16 protein-coding genes are annotated in these 19,993 nt (G+C 55.5%); 9 read left to right on the top strand and 7 right to left on the bottom strand.

The features are described from left to right. Positions 1–60 precede the first annotated feature (60 nt). Both dnaG and G512_RS0100760 read right to left on the bottom strand, forming a co-directional pair. The gene (gene dnaG / locus G512_RS0100765) at positions 61–2,046 is read right to left on the bottom strand and encodes a DNA primase (protein WP_028480046.1); all 1,986 of its coding nucleotides are present in this window, start codon (positions 2,044–2,046) and stop codon (positions 61–63) included. Between the two features lie 130 nt (positions 2,047–2,176). Beyond that, entirely contained in the window at positions 2,177–2,641 is a 465-nt protein-coding gene (locus G512_RS0100760) for a GatB/YqeY domain-containing protein (protein WP_081657320.1), read from the bottom strand. 240 nt (positions 2,642–2,881) lie between these two features. On the opposite strand from G512_RS0100760, the gene carA reads away from it, so the two are divergent. Further along, the gene (gene carA, locus G512_RS0100755; protein ID WP_028480044.1) at positions 2,882–4,066 is read left to right on the top strand and encodes a glutamine-hydrolyzing carbamoyl-phosphate synthase small subunit; all 1,185 of its coding nucleotides are present in this window, start codon (positions 2,882–2,884) and stop codon (positions 4,064–4,066) included. Positions 4,067–4,180: 114 nt separating this feature from the next. Here the strand turns inward: carA and G512_RS0100750 are convergent, their stop codons facing one another. Continuing rightward, the gene (locus G512_RS0100750; RefSeq protein WP_208974900.1) at positions 4,181–4,630 is read right to left on the bottom strand and encodes a MerR family transcriptional regulator; all 450 of its coding nucleotides are present in this window, start codon (positions 4,628–4,630) and stop codon (positions 4,181–4,183) included. A 917-nt stretch (positions 4,631–5,547) separates the two neighbouring features. Here G512_RS0100750 and G512_RS0100740 point away from each other — a divergent pair. From G512_RS0100740 to G512_RS0100725, 4 genes are all read left to right on the top strand, one after another. Further along, positions 5,548–5,826 (top strand): helix-turn-helix domain-containing protein, encoded by a 279-nt coding sequence (locus G512_RS0100740; RefSeq protein WP_028480042.1) that lies wholly within the window; start codon positions 5,548–5,550, stop codon positions 5,824–5,826. A 160-nt stretch (positions 5,827–5,986) separates the two neighbouring features. Beyond that, on the top strand, positions 5,987–9,286 hold the full coding sequence (gene carB / locus G512_RS0100735) for a carbamoyl-phosphate synthase large subunit (protein ID WP_028480041.1): 3,300 nt from the start codon (positions 5,987–5,989) through the stop codon (positions 9,284–9,286). Between the two features lie 102 nt (positions 9,287–9,388). Next, positions 9,389–9,862 (top strand): transcription elongation factor GreA, encoded by a 474-nt coding sequence (gene greA, locus G512_RS0100730; protein WP_028480040.1) that lies wholly within the window; start codon positions 9,389–9,391, stop codon positions 9,860–9,862. Positions 9,863–10,142: 280 nt separating this feature from the next. After that, positions 10,143–11,477: a globin-coupled sensor protein gene (locus G512_RS0100725; RefSeq protein WP_028480039.1), complete on the top strand. Its 1,335-nt coding sequence runs from the start codon at positions 10,143–10,145 to the stop codon at positions 11,475–11,477. 56 nt (positions 11,478–11,533) lie between these two features. Here G512_RS0100725 and G512_RS0100720 read toward each other — a convergent pair whose 3' ends face one another. Continuing rightward, positions 11,534–12,001: an Lrp/AsnC family transcriptional regulator gene (locus tag G512_RS0100720; RefSeq protein WP_028480038.1), complete on the bottom strand. Its 468-nt coding sequence runs from the start codon at positions 11,999–12,001 to the stop codon at positions 11,534–11,536. Between the two features lie 117 nt (positions 12,002–12,118). Between G512_RS0100720 and G512_RS0100715 the strand changes: the two genes are divergently transcribed. From G512_RS0100715 to G512_RS22535, 4 genes are all read left to right on the top strand, one after another. Then, positions 12,119–13,111: a mitochondrial fission ELM1 family protein gene (locus G512_RS0100715; protein ID WP_051268686.1), complete on the top strand. Its 993-nt coding sequence runs from the start codon at positions 12,119–12,121 to the stop codon at positions 13,109–13,111. Between the two features lie 65 nt (positions 13,112–13,176). Further along, entirely contained in the window at positions 13,177–14,142 is a 966-nt protein-coding gene (trxB, locus tag G512_RS0100710) for a thioredoxin-disulfide reductase (RefSeq protein ID WP_028480036.1), read from the top strand. Between the two features lie 28 nt (positions 14,143–14,170). After that, positions 14,171–15,082 carry a LysR family transcriptional regulator gene (locus G512_RS0100705; protein WP_036487924.1) on the top strand — a complete coding sequence of 304 codons (912 nt, stop codon included), beginning with the start codon at positions 14,171–14,173 and terminating at the stop codon, positions 15,080–15,082. An 806-nt stretch (positions 15,083–15,888) separates the two neighbouring features. Further along, a complete protein-coding gene (locus tag G512_RS22535) occupies positions 15,889–16,026 on the top strand; it encodes a hypothetical protein (protein ID WP_155943652.1) in 138 nt (45 codons plus the stop codon). A 27-nt stretch (positions 16,027–16,053) separates the two neighbouring features. On the opposite strand, the gene msrP is transcribed toward G512_RS22535, so the two are convergent. The 3 genes from msrP to G512_RS0100685 all read right to left on the bottom strand — a co-directional run bounded on the left by msrP (position 16,054) and on the right by G512_RS0100685 (position 19,941). Further along, positions 16,054–17,022, bottom strand: a complete 969-nt coding sequence (gene msrP, locus G512_RS0100695) for a protein-methionine-sulfoxide reductase catalytic subunit MsrP (protein WP_028480034.1) — start codon at positions 17,020–17,022, stop codon at positions 16,054–16,056. Positions 17,023–17,175: 153 nt separating this feature from the next. Beyond that, positions 17,176–19,245 (bottom strand): elongation factor G, encoded by a 2,070-nt coding sequence (locus G512_RS0100690; protein ID WP_028480033.1) that lies wholly within the window; start codon positions 19,243–19,245, stop codon positions 17,176–17,178. Between the two features lie 204 nt (positions 19,246–19,449). Beyond that, entirely contained in the window at positions 19,450–19,941 is a 492-nt protein-coding gene (locus G512_RS0100685) for a DUF992 domain-containing protein (RefSeq protein WP_036487918.1), read from the bottom strand. Positions 19,942–19,993 lie beyond the last annotated feature (52 nt).

Below are 19,993 nucleotides of genomic sequence, written 5' to 3'. Positions count from 1 at the left end.
TAAGCAATCTAATTTTCGCTAAATATTGCCTTCATCCACGTCTTGAAAGCGTTCCAGCCCCTAATAATGCGCCTCTACGGCACCAGAGCCCTTTGTCGTGCGCATGCGTTTGGCGCGCTCCGCCAGATGCTGATCATCCCGCGCGCATTCCTCCCGGCGCCGGCTCAGATCCTGCGTCATGGCCTGAATGCGAGTCCACGCCGCCTCATCAATATTATCGGACACCGCATCCAGCTCTTCCTGAAGTTCGGTCTCCAGACGCCCCAGCTCTAGCACATCAATGAAGTGCACGAACATCTGCTCGATGAAGTCTTCCGGCGGATCCAGCTTCAAAATGGGCAACCGGTGACGCAGTTCCCCCCAGCGATGAACGCCGGCTGCAGCTGGCGTTTCCACCTGCTCTAGCTCGGACCCGCGCACCTCTGACAGGATGCGGTAGAACCGTTCATCCAGATGATTGAAGTATTGGGCAACGGATTCGCCCTGCAGATCGGTAGCAAAGCGACAATACTCCGCCATGAAACGGGCATGCAGTTCATTGGAAAACCGCAATTGCACAATGCGCTCGTAATACCGGTCGAACAGATCCGGGAAAGTCAGGCACATGGCACACAAGGTACGCTCGGTGCCGAACTTGTCGGACTCCGGCGCTTCGACACGCATGAAGCTGCCGCCGCGTCCGCGCGCCTGATAGCCCCCGGACGAAGACCCGGAGCGCCATTGCCCCCCGCCGTAACTATCGCCGCGCGCACGCCGGCTTTCTTCGAAGAACAGGTTGGACAGCCGAAGACGGAAATCGCGCTGATAGCGTTTGCGAACCCTCTCGTCCTTGATCAGGCCGATGAGATCGTCGAACGTCTTTTCCAACGCCGCCTTGCGTTCGGGCGTATCAATGCGGGCCTGACCGGTTTCACGCTCCCACACTACCTGCGAGAGCGGCTGCGCCTTGTCCAGCTCCGCCTGAAACCCGGCAGGTCCTGCCGCTGCAATCAGATCGTCCGGGTCCTTGCCGTCCGGCAACAGCGCAAACTGAAATGATTTGCCACTGGTGAGAACCGGCAGAATACGGTCAATCGCCCGATGGGCTGCTGAAACGCCCGCAACATCTCCGTCAAAACAGATGATGGGCTCGTCCGCGAACCGCCATAACCGAACGCATTGCTCTTCTGTAAACGCGGTTCCCAAGCTGGCCACGACACCCTGGAAGCCGGCCTGCCACACGGCAATGGCATCCATGTACCCTTCAACCACGATTGCTTGCTTGCGCTCAAACGCGTGCTGGCGGGCCCGGTGCGCGTTGAAAAGCATGGTGCCCTTGTGGAAGATCGGCGTTTCCGGCGAGTTCAGATACTTTGGCTGGCCTTCCGGATCCATGGTTCGGCCACCGAACGCAACAGCCCGGCCCCGATCGTCATGAATGGGGATCATCAGGCGATTGCGGAACCGATCATAAGATGGTCGCCCGTCATCCGGCTTGATCAAGAGGCCTGCTTCCACAAGCAACGCTTCATCAACCCCACGGCCCATCAACGCGCGCTTCAGGTTATCTCGGCCCGGCGGTGCAAATCCGAAGACAAACTCCTGCTGGATGTCTTGAGACAATCCGCGTTTGGCAGCATAGGCTCGCACGTGCTCACCCTGCGGGCTGAGATAGACACTGCGGAAATACTGCGCAGCCAACTCGCACACGTCGGTCAGGCTGGTACGCTTTTCCTGTCGCTTGGCAGCCTGCGGGTCCGGCGCTGGCAACGGCACACCCGCCATTTCGGCCAGTTGTTCGACAGCCTCGGGAAAACTCAGTCCCTCGGTTTCCGTCAGGAACTTGAAATGATCACCAGATTCACCACAACCGAAGCACTTGTAACGATTGCGGCGGTCATCCACGTGGAAGCTCGGCGTGTTCTCCTGATGGAACGGACAACACGCCCAAAAATCACCCTTCCCGGGCTGCGACTTGCGCCGATCCCAGGTGACCCGACGCCCGACAACCTCGGACAACGGAAGGCGATTGCGAATATCATCAAGCAGCTGCGGACTGAAGCGCATGCGATTTAGATTACCTCTGAATAGCCGAAGGCCGGCCGATGAACCGAGTTAAGCCAAAGACACAGAGCAACGTCAAGCAGAGCATCAATTGGATGGGGAAACAGCCGGGATAGCCGCGCCGACCCGAGGATCAGGGCGCAGCCGGACGCAGTAGCTGTTTGACAACACAGCTGGCCTTGGCGAAATCCATCTGTCCCGGATACTTTTCCTTCAGATGAGACATGCACCGCCCCATGTCCCGAAGCCCCTTGGCCTCCAGATTATTGACCACCGTCTTGCAGATGAGCTGCATTTCATAATCGGACAATTGCGGCGGCAGAAACTCACGGATCAGATCCGCTTCCTGCTGCTCTTGTTCAGCCAGCTCTTCATTTCCGTTCTCTTCGCAATGAACACACTCATGCACCCGCTGATCAACCATGTGGCGCAGCAGGTTGAGAACTTCATCATCCGAGACACCATCACGGCCCTGCTCACGGGCAGCCGCTTCGCGGTCCTGAATTGCGGCACAGATCAACCGAAGCGTTGCAGCACGCCGTTTTTCATTGTTTTGCGTAGCTTGCTTCAGGGCCTCAGCCAGTTTTTCACGCAGCATTACATGGAACCCTTGTTTATCAATCGTCCACTGGCGAATAATCTCGAAAGAATTGGAAATTGGTTTCTGATCTAAATCTCAGCAGTTTAGCGACTTTTATTCACAATAAGTGATATTGACCAGTTCATTACCTTCTCATAAATTCGCAGCCTTGATGCGACTGCAATGAGCTAAAGTCAACCCCCGGTGCTCGCTGTTGATGGCCGCATGATGTCACCAACTGTATCAAGAAAGCAAGTCATGAAACCTGTAGACGCTTGGTCCGCAACTCCGCCGACTGCCCTTCTGATCCTCGCCGACGGCACCGTTATCGAGGGTTTTGGGCTTGGCGCGACGGGATCGGCAACCGGAGAAGTATGCTTCAACACCGCCATCACCGGCTATGAAGAAATACTCACCGACCCCTCTTATGCCGGCCAGATTATTACCTTCACCTTTCCACATATAGGTAATGTAGGGGTGAACGACGAGGATATCGAGACCGTCAACATGGCATCCAATGCCGGTGTGCGCGGGGCTGTTTTGAAGGCAGATATCACGCAACCTTCCAACTATCGCGCCGCCAAGGACCTGGATGCCTGGCTCAAAGCGCGGGGCATCATTGCCATTGCCGGCATTGACACCCGCGCCCTGACCGCGCGCATTCGCGAAACCGGTATGCCGAACGCCGTAATCGCCTTCGAGCCCAGCGCCCAGTTTGATCGCGACGCACTGCTGCAGGAAGCCAAGGCATTCCCCGGTCTTGAAGGCATGGACCTGGCAGCAAGCGTCACCGCAGCCCAGCGCTATGATTGGGACGAAACCGCCTGGAAATGGGATGAAGGGTATGGCCGTCAGGAAGACCCGGTCCATCACGTAGTGGCCATCGACTATGGCGTGAAACGCAATATCCTGCGTCTGCTGGCAGACGCAGGGTGCAAGGTGACAGTTGTCCCGGCTCAAACCAGCGCCGAAGACATTCTCTCCATGAACCCGGACGGCGTTTTCCTGTCCAATGGTCCAGGTGACCCTGCAGCGACCGGAGAGTACGCGGTGCCGACCATCAAAGCGCTGGTGGATAGCGGCAAACCGGTCTTCGGCATTTGTTTGGGTCACCAGATGCTGGCGCTCGCCCTCGGCGGCAAAACCCGCAAGATGCATCAGGGCCACCATGGCGCCAACCACCCCGTCAAGGACATGCGTAGCGGCAAGGTGGAAATCACCTCGATGAATCATGGGTTTGCTGTGGATCCTGACAGCCTTCCAGAGACAGTGGAGCAAACCCACGTATCACTGTTCGACGGTTCCAACTGCGGCATCCAGCTCAAAGACCGCCCAGTCTTTTCCGTGCAGTACCACCCGGAGGCTTCGCCCGGACCGCAGGACAGCCAATATCTGTTCCAGCAGTTCACGCAGTTCATGGCTGGAAATGCTCCGGCAACCTGATTGACCTGAGCCCGCAGCCAACAAACGGTCGGCGGGCTTCAGCAACCACCCAAAACAATAAAGCCGGCACCCTGAAGCAGGCCGGCTTTATTATTTACAGCGATTTCAACCAGTTCAGGCTGGCTCGTTCTCCAGGATCTGACCCAGAGCTGCAACAACACCGCGAACTTCCGCGATCTGCTCTTTAAGTGCCTGCTCCTGTTCCAGCAGCAATTGCTCCTGAGACACGCAGATTTCCTTGAGTTCGGTGATTTGCTTGTCCCGCGCTGTGCCACTTTCCACCAACTTGATGATGCGGCGGACTTCAGCCAAGGTCAGGCCAATCTTCTTGGCCTGCAGAATAACGCGCATGCGGCCCACATCACGAGCACGGTAGAACCGTCGCGCCCCACGACGAACCGGGTTAAGCAATCCCTTTTCTTCGTAAAAACGCAAGGTACGCAATGTAACGCCGAACAACTCGGACATTTCGGAGATCGCCAGCAGCTGGCCATCACCATCATCATCGCGAATTGGACCTGCAATATCAGGAACGACATCAAGCTTGGTCGGAATTGTATTCATTTCCATTTTGCCCGGTGGTTTATTCATTCACCATTAATGAAGAGCTTTAAAGATTGGATCGGACCACCTGCCCACCTCAGCCAGCACTATCCAATCATTACCCCCCTTAGTACCACTCTTCAGCTCGTTACTTTGTAAGTGCTCCCAGAGCCGCCGCCCCATTCAGTAAAGCCTCGAGGCCTGTTTAAGGTGCCTCAGAGGCTTCGAAAAGGAACGACAATGTAATCCGCTTTCGCGCTCCGTCATTGTGTTCTCAACGCGAAATTATTGATAATTTACACAAATCGACCTTAAAAATACACCCAGCGGTCAAGTTTTTTTACTTGATCACGCCAATGTATACACAACGCCTGATATTCTTAGAAAATGCCCTTCAATAAAATTTCATTCAATTCAATGGATAGAAAAGCAAGATCATGACCTTAAGGTCACCCGCCAAAGTCCATCCCTTGTAACAGCTTCATAACGTAGAATAAGCAGAGGTCTGCAACAAGTCATTTTCTAGCGTAAACCATGAAATAGTCATGATACTTATGGCATCATCACAGCCTATAATGAAATATTTCCATACAATACAGTCATTTATCGCAGCGTCACCTTACCCCACTGTGAGCATTGAGAACTTTTCATATCCCAACAATTCACAGGATGGGGACTGGGTGCGACGAATTTGACCACCACTCATGCACTTTCATGCACTGAGCAACTATTGAATTTTTATATTCTAATGAGGGGTCACGACTTGAATACTCTGCCACCAGACCCGGCCCGAATAAGCTGCGCAAACTGGCACTTGAACTGACCAATACTCAGGCTGAGGAAATTTCGCTGGCGCACACCGTTTTAAGCATTTGTATTTCGCCGCTCCTGTGGCAAACTTGCGCCGCCTTTTTCATACAACCAAGCGAAAACCTTAGATGGACACGCATAATAAACCGGACGCAGGCATGCGCCCTGAACAGTTCAAAGCATGGCGACGATCTCTCGGCCTCAAGCAAAAGGAAGCCGCGGAGTATCTGGGCCTGAAGAAGCGTATGATCCAGTACTATGAGAAGGGCAAGCGAGATGGCCGACCAGTCGAGATTCCCAAATCGGTGCGTCTTGCCTGCTTTGCCTTGAAGCAAGGTGTCGCCGACTACAACGGTGAACGCATTCTGGCCTTCGAAGCCGAGCCCGCTCTTTCAGAAAAAAAGTAGTCTACTGCAAGAATTTAGGCGAATTTGGCTTGTAAGGGTTTTACATCTTCGGATTATTTCTTATAAGGCACTTTCAGCCGACATAACTGCCATCCACCCTGCCACCTGCTCAACCAGATGTTGAGGAGGCGCGGCGGTACGCGAACGATTGTGAGTGAAAATGCCAAAACGCAACGATATCCAATCCATTCTGATCATTGGGGCTGGTCCCATTGTGATTGGTCAGGCCTGTGAGTTCGATTACTCCGGCACTCAGGCTTGCAAGGCGCTGCGAGAAGAAGGCTACCGAATTATCTTGGTCAACTCCAATCCCGCGACCATCATGACGGATCCGGATCTGGCAGACGCGACCTACATTGAACCCATCACGCCGGAAATTGTCGAACAAATCATCGCCAAGGAAAAGCCGGATGCCCTGTTGCCAACCATGGGCGGTCAGACAGCTTTGAACTGCGCGCTCAAACTGGAAGAACGGGGCGTGCTGAAAAAGCATGGCGTCGAAATGATCGGCGCGCGGGCAGATGTGATCGACAAGGCTGAAGATCGTGAAAAGTTCCGTGCTGCAATGGATCGCATCGGGCTTGAAAATCCGCGTGCCGCGATTGCCTCCTCACCGGCAATCCGCAACGAAAATGGCGACATCGTCGATTATGACCGCGCGGCCGGAATCCAGATCGCCATGCAGCACCTGGATGAAGTGGGTCTGCCAGCAATTATCCGCCCCGCTTTCACCCTTGGTGGCACCGGCGGCGGCGTCGCTTACAACCGGGAAGAGTACGAGCAAATCGTGCGCTCGGGCATCGAGGCCTCCCCGACCGGACAGGTGTTGATCGACGAGAGCTTGCTCGGCTGGAAAGAATTCGAAATGGAAGTTGTGCGCGACAAGGCGGACAACTGCATCATCATCTGTTCAATCGAAAACATCGACCCCATGGGCGTGCACACCGGGGACTCCATTACTGTTGCTCCAGCCCTGACCCTGACGGACAAGGAATACCAGATCATGCGGAACGCCTCACTGGCGGTGCTGCGTGAAATCGGTGTGGAGACCGGTGGCTCCAACGTACAGTTTGCCGTTGACCCGGATACCGGCCGTCTGGTTGTGATTGAGATGAACCCGCGCGTATCGCGGTCGTCCGCTTTGGCCTCCAAGGCAACCGGCTTCCCGATTGCCAAGGTCGCTGCCAAGTTGGCCGTGGGCTATACACTGGACGAACTGGACAATGACATTACCGGCGGCGCGACCCCGGCCTCCTTTGAACCGACCATCGACTACATTGTCACCAAGATCCCTCGGTTCGCCTTTGAAAAGTTCAAGGGTGCCAAACCGGAACTCACCACGGCGATGAAATCCGTCGGGGAAGTCATGGCCATTGGCCGCACCTTCCCGGAAAGTCTACAAAAAGCGTTGCGCGGCCTTGAAACCGGTCTGGTGGGTCTTGATCCCATTGAAATTCAGGGGACCGGCCAAGGCGATGACATCAACGCGGTGCGCAAGGCGCTAGGCACCCCAACGCCGGAGCGCCTGCTTTATGTTGCTCAAGCCATGCGTATGGGCGTCAGTGAAAAGGACATCCATGCCCTGTGCAAGATTGATCCGTGGTTCCTTGAGCAGATCAAGTCCATCATCGATCTCGAGAAAGAAATCGAAAATCGCGGACTGCCCCTCCATGCAGAAGGCCTGCGGCGCTTGAAGGCGATGGGCTTCTCCGACGCCCGTCTGGCCCAACTCACCGACACAGACGAACGTGAAGTGCGTGATCTACGGCAAAAGATGGATGTTCGCCCGGTCTACAAGCGCATTGATACCTGCGCTGCCGAGTTCGCCTCCCCCACTGCCTACATGTACTCCACCTATGAAGCCCCATTCGCCGGCACCATCATGTCGGAAGCTGAACCAAGCGATCGGCAGAAGGTCGTGATCCTGGGCGGTGGACCAAACCGGATCGGTCAGGGGATCGAGTTCGACTATTGCTGCTGCCATGCCGCCTTCGCGCTGAAGGACGTGGACTTTGAAGCAATCATGGTCAACTGCAATCCCGAAACGGTTTCAACGGACTACGACACCTCGGATCGTCTCTATTTCGAACCGCTGACCAGCGAAGACACACTGGAAATCCTGAAACTGGAACAGTCCAAAGGCACACTGCGCGGCGTGATTGTTCAGTTCGGCGGCCAGACCCCGCTGAAGCTCGCCCGCGACCTGATGGATGCCGGCATCCCGATCCTGGGTACCTCGCCAGACATGATTGACCTGGCCGAGGACCGGGACCGGTTCCAGCGCTTGCTTCAGGATCTGGGATTGCAACAGCCTGAGAACGGCATCGCGCGCTCTGTGGAAGAGGCCGAACAAATCGTCAAACAGATCGGCTATCCCGTTGTGATCCGGCCTTCCTACGTGCTGGGTGGCCGCGGCATGGAGATCATCCGCGATGACGACCAGTTCCATCAATACATAAACGAAGCGGTCGTAGTGTCCGGGGACGCACCGGTTCTGATTGACGGCTACCTTTCCAACGCCATCGAGGTGGACGTAGATGCCCTGTGTGACGGCAAGGATGTGTTTGTCTGCGGCCTGATGGAACACATTGAGGAAGCCGGGATCCATTCCGGCGACAGTGCCTGCTCGCTGCCGGCCTACAACATCGGTCAGGACTTGATCCGCCGCATTGAGGACCAGACACGCAAACTTGCGCTGGCCCTGAATGTTGGCGGCCTGATGAACGTTCAGTTCGCCATCAAGGACGACGAAATTTACGTGTTGGAGGTGAACCCACGGGCATCCAGAACGGTGCCATTCGTGGCCAAGACCATCGGGGAGCCGATCGCCAAGATCGCCGCTCGGGTCATGGCCGGCGAAAGCCTTGCCTCGTTCAATCTCAAGCCCAAACACCTGCACCACATCACGGTGAAGGAAGCTGTGTTCCCATTCGCCCGTTTCCCTGGCGTGGACACCATTCTGGGGCCGGAAATGCGCTCAACCGGCGAAGTCATGGGTATCGACCGCGACTTCTCCATCGCCTTTGCCAAGTCTCAGCTGGCCAGCGGCCACAGTCTTCCAACCGGCGGAACGGCCTTCATTTCCGTGAAGGACGCGGACAAGGATCGCATCACACAGGCCGCACGACGCCTGCAACGGGTGGGGTTCAAGATCATAGCCACCTCAGGAACGCAGCGGTTCCTTGAGCAACAGGGGATTACCTGTTCAAAGATCAACAAGGTCCTTGAAGGGCGTCCTCATATTGTAGATGCTATCAAGAATGGCGAGGTTCAGCTGGTCTTCAACACGACCGAAGGAGCTGAAGCCGTTGCAGACAGCCGTTCGCTCCGTAGAGCGACGCTGATCAACAAAGTGCCCTATTACACGACGGTGGCGGGATCTGTTGCCGCAGCCAAGGGCATTGAGGCGTATTTAGCTGGAAATCTTGAAGTGAGACCTCTACAGTCTTATTTCGAGTAAGCTCAGAGTTTCACATGGTCCGGGTGGGTTACCCCCTGCCCGGTCAATTTTTTGTTGTGCTAGGCCACGGGCCTACCGCAATTTTGGAAAGGTGTACGAGTCATGGATAAGGTACCAATGACTGCTGATGGATATGCGATGCTCAATGACGAGCTGAAAAATCGCACATCGGTAGAGCGTCCGCGCATCATTGCCGCCATTTCCGAAGCACGTGCGCATGGCGATTTGTCTGAGAATGCGGAATATCATGCTGCGAAAGAGCAGCAGAGCCTGAATGAAGGCCGCATTAGCGAGCTCGAAGACAAGCTGGGCCGCGCGGAAGTCATCGATCTGACGAAGCTCAGTGGCGACACTGTCAAATTTGGCGCAACTGTCACCATGATCGACGAAGACACGGAAGAAGAAAAGAAATACATGATCGTCGGCGATGTGGAAGCCGATGTGAAGCGCAACCGTATTTCGATCTCCTCACCGATTGCTCGTGCACTGATTGGCAAGAGCGTTGGTGACAGCGTGGAGGTGTCCGCCCCGGGTGGATCACGCTCCTATGAAGTCATGAAAGTGGAATTCATCTGAATCATCCTTTCATTTGAAGGTAGATGCCGCCTCTCGAGGCGGCATTTTTTTGCCATGTATCCCGTTAGTTGCAATGCTCTCAAGTTGGTAGACGACGTATCGTAAGCGTCACCTAACTCTCTGAAATTGCATGCGACCTACTCATATCCTGAAATTTTCCCATGCTTTACAGAGATTTACCCTATCTGGAATCGAGAATATTTCGTAGTTTTGCATACGAATAATTAACAATAGCACGCTACGCAGCTGATATATGATCGCACTGTAAGGGAGGTTTACGATGTGGGGGAAACCAGAGGTTGAGCAACGCCTCACATTTTTCGGGATCGACAACGAGACCCGAGCGACACTGAAAGGACTTTGGCCCGAGATCCAGCCGCACCTCCCGACCATTCTGACCGGTTTTTACCAGCACGTGGAAGCCATGGGCGCCCTCGCCCCCTTTGTGAAGGAAAAGGTTGACGGCCTCAAGGCGGCGCAAACCAAGCATTGGGAAGTGCTGTTTACTGATGGCTTCAGCCCACGCTACTTCGAACAGGTGGAGCGGATCGGCCGCGCGCATGAACGGATCGGTCTGTCGCCAGATTGGTATATCGGCGGTTATACCTGTTTGTTGAACGATTTGAACGCCGTATTGATGCGCAGTCATTATCTCACCTCGCGCACCCTGGCCCACAAGCTTGCCGCAGTACAAAAGGCGGTCATGGCCGACATGGCGTTTTCCATCAGCATCTATCAGATTTGTCATGAGGAAGAACGCGCGCGGCGCAACAGCCAACTTGAAAACGCGATCCGCACCTTCGAGGGCCGCATAGCGGAAGTCTTGAGCCTTACCGCTGAAAAAGGCAAAGAGATGGAACAATGCACGGCTGCACTGATCCAGACAGCCGCCCAAAGCGAAAGCTCTGCCGAAGCTGCACGCAGCTCGGCCAGCGAAACCGCCAACAGCGTTCAAAATGGTGCGACCGCCGTGGAGGAAATGTCCACCAGTGTCAACGAGATCAGCACACAAGTAACCCGCTCCGCCGAAACCGCACGCCTTGTTTCGGAAGACGCAGAAAAAGCCAACCAAACAGTCCATGGCCTGCAGAGCGCAACGAATGAAATTGGCGCCGTGACGGAGTTGATCAGCGCCATTGCGGCTCAAACAAACCTGCTCGCTCTCAATGCAACAATTGAAGCTGCGCGAGCCGGTGAAGCCGGCAAGGGCTTTGCCGTTGTTGCCAGTGAGGTCAAGGACCTCGCCAGCCAGACCAGCAAGGCCACGGACGAGATTGCCAGCAAGATCAGCGCCATCCAATCGGAAACACAGCGCTGCGTAGAAGAAATCTCGGCAATCACGGAAAAGATCGAGGAAGTGAGTCAGGTCTCTTCGACCATTGCCTCCTCTGTCGAACAACAAGGCGCTGCGACCAACGAGATTTCCATGAACATCCAATCCGCATCCCAGTATGCGGTTGGCATCGCGGAACAGATCGAACGCATCCTGACCAACGCCTGCGAGGCCAATACGGCCGCCGCTTCAGCCACACAAGCCGCAACGGATCTCTACCACAACAACGAAGAAATTGAGGCCGCGATTACGCGGTTCTTCGAGGACATCCGCGCTGCCTGACCCAGAAACGCAAAAAGCGGGCACTCAGCCCGCTTTTTCATAGCCAGCGCAGCCTCTCAAGCAATGGGCACAGACGGCACATCCTTGGTCTTGCGGATTGTCAGCGCTGTGCGAATGCTGTCCACGTTCGGCGCAGACGTCAGATCCCGAATGATGAAGTTCTGAAAGCTTTCCAAGTCCTTGGTGACACACTTAAGGATGAAGTCCACCTCGCCCGACAACATGTAACTTTCACGCACAACAGGCCAGTCCTCAACCTGCTTTTCGAATGCGATCAGGTCTGCCTCGGTTTGATTGCGCAAACCGACCATGGCAAAAGCCGTTACTTCATAGCCAAGCTGCTTTTCATCCAGAAGCGTACGATACCCGGAAATCAGCCCGGTTTCTTCCAATGCCCGCACACGACGCAGACACGGGGGAGCCGAAATGCCCACCCGGCGCGCCAACTCCACATTGGTAATCCGGCCATCCTGTTGTAATTCTTTGAGGATCTGCCAGTCGATTGAATCAAGACGCGCCTTCAAGCTCGTCTCCTTTTTTCTCTTGTCTTATACATGGCAAAACGCCATGAAATTGAATCAGCTCAAGGCATACACGAATAGTGAAGCATCTTTGCGCCATTTTGAAAGACTATACTAAAAATGCACAGAAAACAGAAACTTCAGGAAACCGAGCCCGCCTCCAGCAGCGGCAAGCTGTGGGTAATAACCGACGGCAAGGCCGGGGATGAAGCACAGTGCATTGGCGTGGCTGAAGCCGTTGGTTTGCCCTTTGAAGTCAAAAAGGTGAGCCCACGCAAGCCCTTCTCCTGGTTCATGCCACGAGGTCCGATCGATCCGGCGGACGCACCGACCAAACCCGATAGCCCTATAACGCCACCCTATCCCGATGTGGCTGTGGCTTCAGGTCGCAGATCCATACCTTATTTGCGCGCCGTGAAAAAGCTGTCCGGAGGCAAAACATTGACGGTCTGCCTCAAGGACCCACGTGTGGGCACCGGAGCAGCCGATCTCATCTGGGTACCGTCCCACGACAAGCTGCGCGGCGAAAATGTACTCGTTAGCCCGACAGCGCCCCACCGGTTCTCGCAGGAAAGGCTCAATGAAGCACGCCAGAACGTGTGGCCCGAGATTGCAGCACTGCCCCGGCCCCGTTTGGCGGTGCTGGTGGGCGGAAACAGCCAGCATCATACCTTTACCCATGCGGACATTGACCGCTTCGCCAATGCGCTGGACCAGATCGGCACGACGTGGTCTCTGATGATAACCAGCTCGCGCCGCACACCAGAACCGCTTGCCGTGCGCCTGAAATCGCTCGCCGCTCAAGGCCGCCATCTGTATTGGGAGGGAGACGGCCCCAACCCGCTGCTCCAGTATTTGGCCAACGCAGATGGTATCGTGGTGACAACCGATTCGACGAACATGGTTGGAGAAGCGACCGCGACCGGAATGCCCATATATGGTTTCTCTCCAAGCGGCGGACACAAGAAGTTTGATCTCTTTCTGGGGACACTCAGGGAAATGAACATCCTTCACCCCTTCCCAGGAGTGCTGGAAGGTACTACCTACGAGCCGTTGGACTCCACTCCTGTGATTGCACAAGCCATCCGTGAACGGATGCAGCACCATCACTGAATGACACGGCTCACCATAGCCGTTTGGCCTGCGATAATACGCGCCACAGACACGAGGGTAGCGAAATGACCACGAAACACAGCTCACTGCTGATCATAGGCTCCGGTCCCGCTGGCTATACAGCCGCCATCTACGGCGCACGGGCCATGATGGACACCATGCTCATTACAGGCGTGCAGGCCGGTGGCCAGCTGACAATCACCACGGACGTAGAGAACTATCCTGGTTTTGCCGACCCCATTCAGGGACCGTGGTTGATGGAAGAAATGCGCAAGCAGGCCGAAAACGTCGGCACCACCATCATCTACGACATGATCACGGAAGCCGACCTTTCGAAGCGCCCCTTCACATTGAAGAGTGACAGCGGCACAACGTACACCTGTGACGCGTTGGTCATCGCCACAGGCGCACAGGCCAAATGGCTCGGCCTTCCATCCGAGGAAAAGTATCAGGCTGGCGGCGTATCCGCTTGCGCAACCTGCGATGGTTTTTTCTATCGCGGCAAGGAAGTTGTCGTGGTTGGCGGCGGAAACACTGCCGTGGAAGAAGCGCTTTATCTGGCAAATCTGGCCTCAAAAGTTACCCTCATCCACCGCCGCGACAGTTTGCGCGCGGAAAAAATCCTTCAAGACCGCCTGTTTAAGAACGAAAAGATCGACGTTTTGTGGGACAATACAGTGGAGGAGATCGTCGGAACCGACGCTCCCGCTGTGGTAACGGGCGTTAAACTTCGCAACACGAAAACGGGCGAACAAACGGAATTGAAAACAGACGGCGTCTTTGTCGCCATCGGCCACGCCCCTGCGGTGGAACTGTTCAAGGATCAGGTTCAGATGAAGCCAACCGGTTATATCTGGACCGAGGCTGATTCCACCCAGACATCTATCCCCGGTGTCTATGCTGCCGGTGACGTGACTGACGAGAAGTATCGTCAAGCTGTTACCGCCGCCGGGATGGGGTGCATGGCCGCATTGGAAGCAGAACGCTTTCTGGCTGCTGCGGAAGCCGAAACGGCAGAGGCAGCAGAATAGTCGAGCATTGTAAAGGGAGCCAAACTGGATGCCGGGGCGGTCATTGGATTGGGACAAACTGCGGATATTTCACGCGGCAGCGCAAGCGGGCAGCTTCACGCACGCCGGTGAGATATTGAACATGAGTCAGTCAGCCGTAAGCCGACAGGTTAGCGCGCTGGAAAACGACCTGGGGGTTGCCCTGTTCCATCGGCACGCTCGCGGGCTGGTGCCAACAGAACAGGGCGAGTTGCTGTATCGCACGGCGCGCGAGGTGATGCTGAAACTGGAGGCGACACAAAGCCGCCTTACGGACAGCAAGGAAAAGCCCTCCGGGGTTCTGCGCGTTGCAACGACGGTGGGACTGGGCTCAACGTGGCTGCCCTCCCGCATTCACGAGTTCGTGGATCTGTATCCGGATGTTCGACTGGAGATCATCACACAGGACGACGAGCTGGATTTGTCCATGCGCGAAGCCGACGTGGCCATTCGTCTGCGCCCCCCGACACAGCCGGATCTCATTCAGCGCAAGCTCTTCACCGTGCACTTCCATGTATATGCCTCACCGGTCTACCTGGAACGCTTTGGCACACCGCAGAGCATAGAGGACCTAGAGAACCATCGTCTGATCACGATTGGCGATCACACACCCACCTATCTGCGCATCATGAACTGGCTCGAAACAGCGGGCCTGCCTGCCGGACAAAAGCGGGATGTAGCGTTTCAGGTCAACAACCTGACCGGCATCAAGCGGGCCGTTAAACGCGGCGTCGGTCTGGCTATCCTGCCGGACTACATGGTGGAACGGGATACGGGATTTGTGACCGTACTCGACAAGGGCCGAGACGAACTGCCGAGCTTTGACAGCTACTTCGTGTATCCGTCGGAGTTGCGCAACACGGCGCGCGTCACCGCCTTCCGTGATTTTCTGGTATCCAACGCCGAGCGTTGGTCGCACTAACATTGCGATTCTCTCGCAACAACATGAAATGAACCTCTAGGTGTCTCTTTTCCCGTCACCTAGAGGTAGTTATCCAAAGCCATATCCATTCTGATATACCAATAGAATTTACAGCGCCACGGAAACAAATCGCAGGATCCTGCGATTTCAATTCATCCGTGTGCGACGCCCTGCCTCATAGACAGTTTGGATCACGAGATATACGTTTTTTGCATATCTGCAATGCAGAAAATGGCCATTGCGTGTCAGCGAATGCACTGCATATATACAGTGGCTGTTGACCAATGGGGCCGTCACATCTCTCCTCCCAGTGACGTGCCTGTCTGGTCAATTGTTCCCCTCTGGAAGGTGATTGCACCAAAATTTGGTGTTTAATCAATCGAACTTACCGGGCCTTTTTAGGCCCGGTTTTTTTTCGCCCCGAAAAACTGCCATAAATCAATGCCTTAATTCATAGGCCTGATGAATTCATCATTTTTGGTGATGAATCAAATCTCACGAATGCAGTTTCAGGCTGCGAGTGATGCACTTCGACCATCTACGTGTTTGCACTGCAACATTCATAAAAAGAGAAAGACACATTTCGCGCCCACTAAATGAGCACAATTGATCCATTTTTGAGCATCTATGCGTTGACGCAAGGTCAACACCTGAAATGCCGGAATGCCTCTCAAAATTGCTGCTTGACACCTTTCGGGCGCGCACCACTTCCCCCGAAAGCTCGTGGGATGATCGTTTATTTAAACAATGATATAAATACCGAGGATTTGAGATTCTTCAGTGCATCAGCTCGAAAGTATTTGCGTATGATAGAGATGAAGCGCGGGTTGGTTGTGCTGGCTCTGTGTGCCAGCGCCGTCTTGCTTGGCGAGATCACCGAGCTACTATCCCCCGGACCAACTGACCATGCGTGGCAAGCAGCTGTCGTTGCCACGCACCAATAACCGATTGTTGACCGGAAATACCATGCGCTACCGGTACAGGGGCTCGTCCTTGAGAGAGGAGTACAAGTGAGCAACCTGCTCCGCATAGCCATTGTAAAGTTGTGTTGGCACGGTTTCTTCCGTACCCAATAGGCGTTCCGTTGCCTGAGACCAGCGCGGATGCGGCACCTCGGGATTCACATTGGCCCAGAAACCGTACTCGCTGGCTGCGATCTGCTCCCAGAAGCTGACAGGCCGCTCATCCGTGAACGTGATGCGCACGATCGACTTGATGGACTTGAAGCCATACTTCCACGGCAGGACAAGACGTATCGGTGCACCGAACTGCTTTGGCAACGGCTTGCCGTAGATCCCGGTGACCATGAGGGCCAGCTCGTTCATCCCTTCTGCCATGGTGACGCCCTCGACATAAGGCCATGGATACCAGAACTGCCGCTGGCCGGATGCAACCGTCGCATCCTCAAAAGTTTCAAAACGAATGTAGCGCGCAGAAGACAAAGGCGCTGCCATCTTGATCAACTCAGACAACGGGAACCCCGTCCATGGAACCGCCATGGCCCAGGCTTCAACACAGCGATGCCGATACAAGCGCTCCTCAAGCGGCATTTTGCCGATCAGGGTATCCGCATCAAGTGTCTGGGGCTTTTCGACCATCCCATCAATCGTGAGGGTCCATGGGCGTATTTTTAGAGCCTGCGCTGCAGAGGCGATGCGTTTGTGAGAGCCGAATTCATAGAAATTGTTGTAGGTCGAACTGACCGCCTCATCCGTGATCGCCCGGTCGAGGGTAAAGGCTGAGTTGCGTTCAGCGGGATAATACTGCGCGGTCGGATCACCAGCAGCCAGAGCCCTAGAAGCCCCCAGAACCGAAGCCGCAGAGGTACTGACGCCCACGGCCAGCGCCCCCTTCAGAAAGCGGCGCCGGTTGTAAAACACCTCTTCAGGCGTGGCCGCAGCCTCTGGCAACGCCCAGCTCGGTCGATGGATCACATGCATGGTTTAGCCCCGTACTTTGACTTATTCTCTGTTTAGTATGGAGCAGTGCTCCTCACACTCAAGTAAAGCCCGAGTGATCACTGCAAAAACGTGTCGCTCACAGCAAAGGGGCGACCCAAAGGCCGCCCCTTGCCGAACGAATGACACAAGCTGTCAGGCCATTTGGCTGCCATACTTGGTAATCACCTGATCTGCTGCCTTGCCCGAAAGCTCTTCCATATGGTCGAACGCGCGGCGGAAGCTGGCAACACCGGCAGTCGCCGACCGCAGTTCGATGATCAGATCGCCCACTTCGGATTCCGGCATCAACGCCTGCACCTCATCCCAACCTTCCCAGCCGGGACGGGCATCAAACCCCAGGATCTGACCACGGCGACCAGACACAATGGCTGTAATACGCGCAGTCGCGTCTGAAGGGCACGCCACGGTGACCTTGTCGATCGGCTCCAACAACACTGGCTTGCACTCTTTCAAGCCATCTCGCATGGCCAATATGGCCGCCATGCGGAACGCCTGATCCGAGCTATCCACGGAGTGATAGGAGCCATCTGTGAGAACAACACCCACATCAACAACAGGAAAGCCCAGCGGCCCTTTTTGCAACGCCTCTTCCACTCCGCTCTTGACCGAAGGGATGTACTGTTTTGGCACCACACCACCGGTAATGGTATCAGAAAAAGCATGTCCCTCACCGCGCGGTTGGGGCATGATTTTCAACGCCACATCACCAAACTGACCATGACCGCCACTCTGCTTCTTGTGGCGCCGCCGCAGTTCGGTTCCGGCCCGAATGGTCTCCTGGTACGGCACGACCGGCTCGGCAGTTTCCACGTTCAAGCCGTATTTGCCCTTGAGTTTCTCAACGGCCACACGCAAGTGCATCTCGCCCTGTCCTTCCAGCAGGGTCTGGCCACTATCTTGTGACTGAACCAGACGCAGAGATGGGTCCTCCTCGATAAGCTTGGTCAAGGCCGCAGACAACCGAACCTCATCCTTGCGTTCTGCCGCCTTTACAGCCAAAGACAATACCGGTTCTGCAGGCTGCGGGGCATCCAGAGGCACAGCGGGGGCCTGTCCGATTCCAAGGGTGTCGCCGGTTTTGACCTCCTCCAACTTGCCAAGTGCTATGAGATCGCCTTCCTCAACTGCACCATCATTCTTGATGGGCTGCGCGCCTTTCATGCGAAACAGGCCGGACGGTTTGAGTTCCTCACCACCAACACTGCGCAGAACGGAACTGTCTGTGAGCTTGCCGCTAAAGACACGGCAGACCGACAACTTGCCCCCGTGCTGGGTGTGATAGGTTTTCAAAACCTGCAGGGTGCCAGGGTCTGAAGGCTCCAGCCCAACTCGCGCCCGCGTGTCCGAGATGGTCGGCGCTTCGTGCCGCAGCCCCTTGAGAAGACGCCGGATACCATTCGATTTTTCGGCACAGCCAATGAACACCGGCACCACATCGCAGTGGCGCATGGTCGTTCCGAGATCCTCAAAGACTACCTCGTCCTCCGGTTCAACTTCCTCCAGAAGCTGTTCCATCAAGTGATCATCGTGGTCGGCGAGCATTTCCATCATGGAGTAGCGAGCTTCCAGCTCGCGGGCCTTCTCCTCATCGGGCAGGTCAATGACGGTACTTGCTTCACCTTCGTGATAGACGAACGCCCGCTCCAGCGCCAAGTCAATGTACCCGGAGGCCACGCCATCCTTCCATATGGGAATCTGGCGCAACAACAGTGGCACAGACGAGGCAGGCTGAAGAGCCGCCAGCGTATCGCGCACCCGGCCCGTCGCCTTGTCGATCTTGTTCAAAAACAGGAAGTGGGGAATACGCTTTTCTTCAAGCGCTTTCAGAATGACCTGCAGGGCGGGGATCTTCTTTTCATCCGGTTCGGCCACCACAATGGCAAGGTCCACACCACTGAGAACGGCGTCGCTTTCTGACAGAAATTCGACCGATCCCGGACAATCAATGAATGTGTATTTGTCTCCCTTGTAGGTGCAGTCGGCGATATTCGCCTCCACACTCATGCCATGACTGCGCGCCTCTTCAGACGCATCACCCAAGGTGGTTCCCGCAGTCACGCTCCCTTGTCTGGCGATTGCCCCCGTGCGTGCCAGCAGGGCCTCGAACAATGTGGTTTTGCCACTGGCGAAAGGCCCGACTATCGCAACACAGCGAGGGCTGCTCACCCTGCCGCCAGCACCACCAACGCTCTTTTCTCCCATGATCGCTACTCCGTACCGAATGAAGGATCGACACGTTTGTCAGCGCTCGGGGCGCTGCAAGTTCAACGCGCCTTTCCCTGACCCCTCCCGGATCAGAAGACTATCGTCGCAGGAGTTGCACTGAGATATCAAGCCGTAAAACTGCGACGGTACCGTGTGTGACAGTCCGCCGCAGAAATTAACCAGCAAAGTGAATAGTTTAAGTCAGTTCGCCGCTGACAGGGACAGACCCGTTACTCCAGCCGTCAAGTTGATGCCGGTGTTCGCTTCAAGGCTGACAGGCTGCAAGGCAATGGATTTGTCGAGACCGCCAACGAGGACATTAGCTTGCAGGCCGGCCCCTGCGGCGGCTCCAGCAGAGACCCCTGCATAACTTCCCGCAAGAGCGCCCGGCTTCATGTCCGCTGCCGGTGCCAACACACCCCAAACCAGCTGACCCTTGTCTACGGGCCCAATATCAATGCCAAAACTGTTGATCTTGCCGGTATAGGCTTGCATCCGACCATCACTCGCTGCCTTGAAGTTGCAGGTCAGTGTATGAGACGAGCCAATGATGAAACTCCCCCCTTCCGACACGTTGCAGGTCAGCGTACCTACTTCAACGGTCGGCCCGTCACCGTCGCTGGCAAACGCCACGCCAGTCATCAACAAGCCGGAGGCCACGGCAACCTCTAGAAATCGGGAAATGCGAGACATGATCAATCTCCTTTTTTGCTTTCGACTGAACAGCCGACCCGAGGAGAAGAAA

Source organism: Pseudovibrio exalbescens DSM 16456 (genome assembly GCF_000422785.1).
In the GTDB taxonomy this organism is placed as follows: domain Bacteria; phylum Pseudomonadota; class Alphaproteobacteria; order Rhizobiales; family Stappiaceae; genus Pseudovibrio; species Pseudovibrio exalbescens.
Note: the sequence above shows the minus strand (reverse complement) of the source record. Positions and strands in the feature narration are given on the sequence as shown.

Coding starts and splice junctions, on each gene's coding strand:
- carB (WP_028480041.1), top strand. CDS start 5,987: ATGCCAAAACGCAACGATATCCAATCCATTCTGATCATTGGGGCTGGT.
- G512_RS0100685 (WP_036487918.1), bottom strand. CDS start 19,941: ATGTCTCGCATTTCCCGATTTCTAGAGGTTGCCGTGGCCTCCGGCTTG.
- G512_RS0100690 (WP_028480033.1), bottom strand. CDS start 19,245: ATGGGAGAAAAGAGCGTTGGTGGTGCTGGCGGCAGGGTGAGCAGCCCT.
- G512_RS0100740 (WP_028480042.1), top strand. CDS start 5,548: ATGGACACGCATAATAAACCGGACGCAGGCATGCGCCCTGAACAGTTC.
- carA (WP_028480044.1), top strand. CDS start 2,882: ATGAAACCTGTAGACGCTTGGTCCGCAACTCCGCCGACTGCCCTTCTG.
- G512_RS0100750 (WP_208974900.1), bottom strand. CDS start 4,630: ATGAATACAATTCCGACCAAGCTTGATGTCGTTCCTGATATTGCAGGT.
- trxB (WP_028480036.1), top strand. CDS start 13,177: ATGACCACGAAACACAGCTCACTGCTGATCATAGGCTCCGGTCCCGCT.
- msrP (WP_028480034.1), bottom strand. CDS start 17,022: ATGCATGTGATCCATCGACCGAGCTGGGCGTTGCCAGAGGCTGCGGCC.
- G512_RS0100760 (WP_081657320.1), bottom strand. CDS start 2,641: ATGCTGCGTGAAAAACTGGCTGAGGCCCTGAAGCAAGCTACGCAAAAC.
- dnaG (WP_028480046.1), bottom strand. CDS start 2,046: ATGCGCTTCAGTCCGCAGCTGCTTGATGATATTCGCAATCGCCTTCCG.
- G512_RS0100715 (WP_051268686.1), top strand. CDS start 12,119: ATGCACAGAAAACAGAAACTTCAGGAAACCGAGCCCGCCTCCAGCAGC.
- G512_RS0100705 (WP_036487924.1), top strand. CDS start 14,171: ATGCCGGGGCGGTCATTGGATTGGGACAAACTGCGGATATTTCACGCG.
- greA (WP_028480040.1), top strand. CDS start 9,389: ATGGATAAGGTACCAATGACTGCTGATGGATATGCGATGCTCAATGAC.
- G512_RS0100725 (WP_028480039.1), top strand. CDS start 10,143: ATGTGGGGGAAACCAGAGGTTGAGCAACGCCTCACATTTTTCGGGATC.
- G512_RS22535 (WP_155943652.1), top strand. CDS start 15,889: ATGATAGAGATGAAGCGCGGGTTGGTTGTGCTGGCTCTGTGTGCCAGC.